9 protein-coding genes and 1 pseudogene are annotated in these 6915 nt (G+C 70.2%); 5 read left to right on the forward strand and 5 right to left on the reverse strand.

The genetic code is table 11. From position 1 onward, the window contains the following. Positions 1-199: pseudogene (locus EF903_RS26155) on the reverse strand (hypothetical protein); the annotation flags it as partial. Between the two features lie 144 nt (positions 200-343). Here EF903_RS26155 and EF903_RS26160 point away from each other — a divergent pair. The 4 genes from EF903_RS26160 (at position 344) to EF903_RS26175 (ending at position 3629) form a co-directional block, all read left to right on the forward strand. After that, the gene (locus tag EF903_RS26160) at positions 344-1138 is read left to right on the forward strand and encodes an ABC transporter ATP-binding protein (RefSeq protein ID WP_125547176.1); all 795 of its coding nucleotides are present in this window, start codon (positions 344-346) and stop codon (positions 1136-1138) included. A gap of 44 nt (positions 1139-1182) precedes the next feature. Then, the gene (locus tag EF903_RS26165; RefSeq protein WP_125547178.1) at positions 1183-1611 is read left to right on the forward strand and encodes an NfeD family protein; all 429 of its coding nucleotides are present in this window, start codon (positions 1183-1185) and stop codon (positions 1609-1611) included. 99 nt (positions 1612-1710) lie between these two features. Further along, positions 1711-2745 (forward strand): SPFH domain-containing protein, encoded by a 1035-nt coding sequence (locus EF903_RS26170; RefSeq protein WP_125547180.1) that lies wholly within the window; start codon positions 1711-1713, stop codon positions 2743-2745. A gap of 113 nt (positions 2746-2858) precedes the next feature. After that, positions 2859-3629, forward strand: coding sequence for a sulfite exporter TauE/SafE family protein (locus EF903_RS26175; protein ID WP_125547190.1), 771 nt, complete (start codon positions 2859-2861; stop codon positions 3627-3629). A gap of 64 nt (positions 3630-3693) precedes the next feature. Here EF903_RS26175 and EF903_RS26180 read toward each other — a convergent pair whose 3' ends face one another. The 3 genes from EF903_RS26180 to EF903_RS26190 all read right to left on the reverse strand — a co-directional run bounded on the left by EF903_RS26180 (position 3694) and on the right by EF903_RS26190 (position 5719). Further along, the gene (locus EF903_RS26180) at positions 3694-4197 is read right to left on the reverse strand and encodes an HNH endonuclease (RefSeq protein WP_125547182.1); all 504 of its coding nucleotides are present in this window, start codon (positions 4195-4197) and stop codon (positions 3694-3696) included. Between the two features lie 149 nt (positions 4198-4346). Beyond that, entirely contained in the window at positions 4347-4880 is a 534-nt protein-coding gene (locus EF903_RS26185; RefSeq protein ID WP_125547184.1) for a YbhB/YbcL family Raf kinase inhibitor-like protein, read from the reverse strand. Between the two features lie 56 nt (positions 4881-4936). Beyond that, positions 4937-5719, reverse strand: coding sequence for a sporulation protein (locus EF903_RS26190; RefSeq protein WP_125547186.1), 783 nt, complete (start codon positions 5717-5719; stop codon positions 4937-4939). Between the two features lie 102 nt (positions 5720-5821). Between EF903_RS26190 and EF903_RS26195 the strand changes: the two genes are divergently transcribed. Then, the gene (locus EF903_RS26195; protein WP_125547188.1) at positions 5822-6463 is read left to right on the forward strand and encodes a DNA-3-methyladenine glycosylase; all 642 of its coding nucleotides are present in this window, start codon (positions 5822-5824) and stop codon (positions 6461-6463) included. A 175-nt stretch (positions 6464-6638) separates the two neighbouring features. Here EF903_RS26195 and EF903_RS34810 read toward each other — a convergent pair. Then, a partial coding sequence (locus tag EF903_RS34810) for a hypothetical protein (protein WP_221888774.1) occupies positions 6639-6915 on the reverse strand: 277 nt, incomplete at its 5' end.

The following is a 6915-nucleotide window of genomic DNA, read 5'->3' on the forward strand; positions in this document are numbered from 1 at the left end:
GCCCCGTCACCCCCAGGGCCCGCATCCGCCCCAGCGCCAGCGTCAGCCCCACCGGACCCGGCTCACCCGGCAGCCCCGCCACCCGGTGCACCGCGTCCCCGGCCACGATCGACGACGCGGCCTCGTCGGGCGAGACCAGACCGGCCAGCAGCGCGTTCCCCCAGGCGGCCAGCCGCCCTGAACGTGGTTCGAAAAGCATCCCCCCACTCTACGGACCGGCCCGGAACCGCCCCGGCAGCCGGGCTGGCGCCCGGACCCCGCCCCGAGTGGCGTAGGTTTTCCCCTGGGGCTGCGCACACCGACGCACAGACGAACCGAGACCTCAAGGGGAGACAACGCGCTCATGAGCGATGTACTGGAGCTTCAGGACGTATCCGTGGTCCGCGAGGGCCGGGCTCTGGTGGACCAGGTCTCCTGGTCGGTGAAGGAAGGGGAGCGCTGGGTCATCCTCGGCCCCAACGGCGCCGGTAAGACCACCCTGCTCAACATCGCCTCCAGCTACCTCTTCCCCACCAAGGGCACCGCCACCATCCTCGGCAGCACCCTCGGCAAGGTCGACGTCTTCGAGCTGCGCCCCCGCATCGGCATCGCCGGCATCGCGATGGCCGACAAGCTCCCCAAGCGCCAGACCGTCCTCCAGACCGTCCTCACCGCCGCGTACGGCATGACCGCGACCTGGCAGGAGGAGTACGAGGAGGTCGACGAGCAGCGCGCCCGCGCCTTCCTCGACCGCCTCGGCATGACCGATTTCCTCGACCGGAAGTTCGGCACCCTCTCCGAGGGCGAGCGCAAGCGCACCCTCATCGCCCGCGCCCTGATGACCGACCCCGAGCTCCTCCTGCTCGACGAGCCCGCCGCCGGCCTCGACCTCGGCGGCCGCGAGGACCTCGTACGCCGCCTCGGCCGCCTGGCCCGCGACCCGCTCGCGCCCTCCATGGCCATGGTCACCCACCACGTCGAGGAAATCGCCCCGGGCTTCACCCACGTCCTGATGATCCGTCAGGGCAAGGTCGTCACCGCCGGCCCCATCGACCTCGAACTCACCTCCCGCAACCTCTCCCTCTGCTTCGGCCTCCCGCTCGTCGTCGAGCGCACCGAGCACGACCGCTGGACCGCCCAGGGCCTGCCCCTGCGCTGACCCGCACCCTGTCCCGACCGCGCCCCCCGACCTACCATGAACCCGTGGACATCGACGCATGGGTGTGGTGGCTCATCGGCGCGGTCGGACTGGGCATCCCGCTCGTCCTGACCGCGATGCCGGAATTCGGCATGTTCGCGGTCGGGGCGCTCGCCGCCTCCGCCACCGCGGCGCTCGGCGGCGGCATCGTCGCCCAAGTCCTCGTCTTCGTCGTCGTGTCGGTCGCGCTCACCGCCGTCGTCCGCTCGATCGCGAACCGCAGCCGCGACCAGCGCCCCCAACACCGCAGCGGAATCGACGCGTTGAAGGGCAGAACGGCCGTCGTCGTCGAACGCGTCGACGGCAGCGGAGGCCGCGTCAAGCTCGCGGGCGAGATCTGGTCCGCCCGCGCCCTCGACGCCGACGCCGCCTACGAACCCGGCAGCCAGGTGGACGTGGTCGACATCGACGGCGCAACCGCCGTCGTCATGTGAGCACTTGAGCCAAGCAGCCGACCCGCGGCCCCGGGGTCTGCGAGACTCCGAACGCATCAACGGGGCAGCACAGACAGCCGGAAGGGCACGGGGAACCGCATGCAACCGATCATCATCGTCCTGATCATCCTGGTGGTTCTGGTCTTCATCGCCCTGGTCAAGACGATCCAGGTGATCCCGCAGGCTAGCGCAGCCATCGTCGAGCGGTTCGGCCGCTACACCCGCACCCTCAACGCGGGCCTCAACATCGTCGTCCCCTTCATCGACTCCATCCGCAACCGCATCGACCTCCGCGAGCAGGTCGTGCCGTTCCCGCCCCAGCCGGTCATCACGCAGGACAACCTCGTCGTCAACATCGACACCGTCATCTACTACCAGGTGACCGACGCCCGCGCCGCGACCTACGAGGTCGCCAGCTACATCCAGGCCATCGAGCAGCTCACCGTCACCACCCTGCGCAACATCATCGGCGGCATGGACCTGGAGCGGACGCTCACCTCCCGCGAGGAGATCAACGCGGCCCTCCGCGGCGTCCTCGACGAGGCCACCGGCAAGTGGGGCATCCGCGTCAACCGCGTCGAGCTCAAGGCCATCGAGCCGCCCACCTCCATCCAGGACTCGATGGAGAAGCAGATGCGCGCCGACCGCGACAAGCGCGCCGCGATCCTCCAGGCCGAAGGCGTCCGCCAGTCCGAGATCCTGCGCGCCGAGGGCGAGAAGCAGTCCTCCATCCTCCGCGCCGAGGGCGAGGCCAAGGCCGCCGCACTGCGCGCCGAGGGCGAGGCCCAGGCCATCCGCACCGTCTTCGAGTCCATCCACGCCGGCGACGCCGACCAGAAGCTCCTCGCCTACCAGTACCTCCAGATGCTCCCGAAGCTCGCCGAAGGCGACGCCAACAAGCTCTGGATCGTCCCCAGCGAGATCGGCGACGCCCTCAAGGGCCTCTCCGGAGCCATGGGCAACTTCGGCCCCATGGGCGGTGGCGGCTCCGGCTTCAACCCCCTGAACTCCGCCAAGTCCGGCGCGACCAACGGCAGCACCGGCGGCAACGGCAGCCACGCCGCGAACGGCAACGGCGCGGGCGGCAACGGAGCCAACGGCACCGAACGCCGCGAGCAGCCCCCCATCGACTGACCCGCGCGCCCACCGGGCCGTCTCCTCCTGCATGATCAGGGAGGCCCCTCGACCTCGATGGCGGGGAGGCGTCCACCTATGCAAAGGAGATGGCCCGGTCCATGTCCATGACCATGTCCGCCTGGGAAGCACTCGCGGTCTTCGGCGCCGGCATCGGCGCAGGCACCATCAACACGATCGTCGGCTCCGGCACCCTCATCACCTTCCCGGTGCTGCTCGCCACGGGCCTCCCGCCCGTCACCGCGAACGTCTCCAACACCCTCGGCCTGGTGCCCGGCTCCCTCAGCGGAGCCTTCGGCTACCGCCGGGAGCTCCGCGGGCAGGGTGCCCGCGTCCTGCGCCTCGGCGCCGTCTCCGCCGTCGGCGGCCTCGCCGGAGCCGTCCTGCTCCTCACCCTGCCGTCGGAGTCCTTCGACACCATCGTGCCCGTGCTCATCGGGCTCGCCCTCGTCCTCGTGGTCCTCCAGCCCCGGCTCGCAGCAGCCCTCCGCAGGCGCCGGGAAGCCGCCGGCACGGACGGGGCCCACCCCGACGGCGGGCCCGCCCTCGCGGGGGGCATGCTGCTCGCCAGCGCCTACGGCGGCTACTTCGGCGCCGCCCAAGGCGTCCTCTACCTCGGCCTGATGGGGCTCCTGCTCCGCGAGGACCTCCAGCGCACCAACGCGGTCAAGAACGTCATCGCCGCCATCGTCAACGGCATCGCCACGGTCCTCTTCCTCTTCGTCGCCGAGTTCGACTGGACGGCCGTCCTCCTGATCGCCGCGGGCTCCACGCTCGGCGGCCAGATCGGCGCCAAGGTCGGCCGCAGGCTCCCGCCGACCGTGCTCCGCGGCGTCATCGTCGCCGTCGGCACCGTCGCGATCGTCCAGATGCTGCTGCGCTGACCGCACCGCACCCCGGACACACCGGAGGCCCGCCCCCCTCGGGGGACGGGCCTCCACCCCTTGCCTACGCCGTGCTGCCCAGCCACTCCGGCAGCGCCTCCCGGCCGCCGACCCCCAGGGCCAGCAGCATCGCGTCCGCCGGGGACGGCACGAACGGCTCGCGCAGCAGCGGCATCCCCGCCTCGTCCGGCGTCCGGGCCGCCTTGCGGTGGTTGTCCTCGGCGCACGAGGCCACCGTGTTCAGCCAGGTGTCCCGGCCGCCCTGCGCCCGCGGTACCACGTGGTCCACGGTCGTGGCACGCTTCCCGCAGTACGCGCACCGGTGCTGGTCCCGCACCAGCACCCCCCGCCGGGACCACGGCGCGTGTCTTCGGAACGGCACCCGCACGTACCGGCACAACCTGATCACCCGGGGCATGGGCAGGTCCACGGCGGCCGCGCGCACACGCAGTTCCGGATGCGACTGCTCGACCACTGCCTTGTCCTGGAGAACCAGCACGACGGCCCGGTTCAGGGTCACCGTCGACAGCGGCTCGAAGCTCGCATTCAGCACCAGCGTGTCCCGCATCTCGCCCACCTCCCGTGCGCAGGCCCGCGTCCACCCTGGCTGCAGGGCCCGCAACCACTCTGGCTGCGCGCGCCACGCGGGACAACGCATTAAAAATGCCCGGTCCCGGTCTGCTTCAGACCAGGACCGGGCGAACAGAAGACGAACGATCAGCCGGCCGGCGCCTCGTACTCACCGATCAGGTGGGCCCGCCCCAGCGTGTGGAACCGGAGGTTGAACCCGACCGCGGCGGGCGAGGCGTCCGGACCGGGACCGAGCTTCTCCCGGTCCACCGCGTACACGGTGAACACGTACCGGTGGCGCTCGCCGGCCGGCGGCGCCGCCCCGCCGAAGTCCCGCGTCCCGTAGTCGTTGCGGACGTGCACGGCGCCCGCCGGCAGCCCCTCGAACTTCCCGCTGCCGGCCCCGGCCGGAAGCTCCGTCACGGTGGCGGGCAGGTCGAAGAGGACCCAGTGCCAGAACCCGCTGCCCGTCGGCGCGTCCGGGTCGAAGCACGTCACGGCGAAGCTCTTCGTCCCCTCGGGGAACCCCTCCCACCGCAGGTGGGGGGAGACGTTCCCGCCCTCCAGGACCTGGCCGCCGGCCAGCTCCCCGCCATGCCTGAGATCGTCGCTCACCACCGTGAACGAGGCGACTTCCGGGTGGAAGGCGTGGGGGAGGGGAGCCCTGTTCTGCTCGGCCACTGCTGAACCTCCTGATCGCGGACCGGTGCCGGACCGCACCGGCACCGGCTCCGAGCCTAGAACCAGTTGCGCTGCGAACCGACCGACGCGATCCACTCGTTGAGGTACGCGGCCCAGTCGGTCTGCTGGTACGACTGCAGCCCCACCCGGAAGCAGCGGTAGGTGTCGCTGCCCTCCGAGAACAGGCCGGCCTTCTTGTCCATCTCCAGGACGACGTCCATCTCGGAGCCGTCGGCGATGAAGGTCAGCTCGACCTGGTTCAGGCCGCGGTACTGGGCCGGCGGCAGGAACTCGATCTCCTGGTAGAAGGGCAGCGTCTGCCGCGTCCCGCGGATGTGCCCGCGCTCCATGTCCGCGCTGCGGAACGTGAAGCCCAGCCGGCGGAACCCGTCCAGGACGGCCTGCTGCGCGGGCAGCGGGTGCACGTTGATCGGGTCGAGGTCGCCCGCGTCCACGGCGCGCGCGATCTCCAGCTCCGTGCTGACGCCGATGTTCATCCCGTGCAGGTGGTGGCCCTCGAAGTGCGTGATCGGCGTCTCCCACGGGATCTCCAGGCCGAACGGCACGACGTGCTGGGCGCCGGCCTGCACCTTGAAGGCACCGCCGAGGCGCTGCTTGGTGAAGACGATGTCCTGCTTGTACTCCTGCTCGCCGCCCTCGACCTCGACCTTCGCCTGCAGCCCGACCGACAGGCCCTCGATCTGCTGCTCCACGGAACCGCCCTGGATGCGGACCTCGCCCTGCACGATCCCGCCGGGCACGACGTTCGGCTCGGTGATGACCGTGTCGACGGACGCACCGCCGGCACCCAGCGCGGCGAACAGCTTCTTGAACCCCATGATCTGCTCCGACTCCCCTTGAAATACGTGTGGACTAACCCCTACCAACGCGGAACCCTAGGCGCCGGTTGCAGGGGCGCGTGTTCCAGTACGCTCGACCGGATGAGCGCGCGCACCGACCGTACGCCCCTGCCCCGGTCCTTCTTCGACCGGCCGGTCCTCACCGTGGCCCCGGACCTCCTCGGCCGGATCCTGGTCCGCCGCACCGAGGAGGGCCCGATCGAGCTCCGCATCACGGAGGTGGAGGCCTACGAGGGCGAGTCCGACCCCGGCTCCCACGCCTACCGCGGCCGCACCGCGCGAAACGCCTCGATGTTCGGACCGCCCGGACACGCGTACGTCTACTTCATCTACGGCATGTGGTTCAGCCTGAACCTGGTGTGCGGTCCGAAGGACCATGCGAGCGGTGTCCTGGTGAGGGCGGGAGAGATCACGGTGGGCGCCGAGCTCGCCCGCAAACGTCGACTCTCAGCCAAAAACGACAAGGAACTCGCCAAGGGTCCGGCCCGTCTGGCGACGGCCCTCGCGGTGGACCGCTCCCTGGACGGCGCGGACCTGTGCGCCGGCCCCGACTCCCCGCTGTCCCTGCTGACGGGCGCGTCCCTCGCATCGGACCAGGTGGGGAACGGTCCCCGCACGGGGGTGGGAGGAGCAGGCGCGGCCCACCCGTACCGTTACTGGATCGACGGCGACCCCACGGTCAGCCCGTACCGGGCCCACACACCGCGCCGACGCTCGACTTGACTCGACCCCCACGGGCGTCTAACGTAGCCCGAGCCGTAGGAACAGGCAGCTGTCGATGACAGCCCCTGGGAGGCGGCCCAAAACACCACCGAGCACTTCACCCCTGGCGGGGTCGCATTCGGCATGTCCGTATTCGATTTCCGACGGCTCGATTATGAGTTGCGGGGAGCGAGCGCTAAAGTGGTGGAACGCCGAAAGGCAAAGGCCCCCAACGGCCTCGGATCGAAAAACCGGACCCGAAACGGAACGGAAAACGGTCTGGTAAGGTTGGAAACGAAGAACGAAAGCCCGGAGGAAAGCCCCAGTAAGCAATTACTGCGGTGAGTACGAAGGAAGCGTCCGTTCCTTGAGAACTCAACAGCGTGCCAAAAATCAACGCCAGAAGTTGATACCCCGTCCACTTCGGTGGATGAGGTTCCTTTGAAAAAGACCTGCGGGGCTGCTCCGGTAGC

The organism is Streptomyces sp. WAC05292 (genome assembly GCF_003949955.1).
Lineage (GTDB): Bacteria > Actinomycetota > Actinomycetes > Streptomycetales > Streptomycetaceae > Streptomyces > Streptomyces globosus.

What these genes read in the sequence shown, in the direction of transcription:
- EF903_RS26175 (WP_125547190.1), top strand. Translation starts at nt 2,859, where the DNA reads ATGTCCGCCTGGGAAGCACTCGCGGTCTTCGGCGCCGGCATCGGCGCA.
- EF903_RS26170 (WP_125547180.1), top strand. Translation starts at nt 1,711, where the DNA reads ATGCAACCGATCATCATCGTCCTGATCATCCTGGTGGTTCTGGTCTTC.
- EF903_RS26180 (WP_125547182.1), bottom strand. Translation starts at nt 4,197, where the DNA reads ATGCGGGACACGCTGGTGCTGAATGCGAGCTTCGAGCCGCTGTCGACG.
- EF903_RS26190 (WP_125547186.1), bottom strand. Translation starts at nt 5,719, where the DNA reads ATGGGGTTCAAGAAGCTGTTCGCCGCGCTGGGTGCCGGCGGTGCGTCC.
- EF903_RS26160 (WP_125547176.1), top strand. Translation starts at nt 344, where the DNA reads ATGAGCGATGTACTGGAGCTTCAGGACGTATCCGTGGTCCGCGAGGGC.
- EF903_RS26195 (WP_125547188.1), top strand. Translation starts at nt 5,822, where the DNA reads ATGAGCGCGCGCACCGACCGTACGCCCCTGCCCCGGTCCTTCTTCGAC.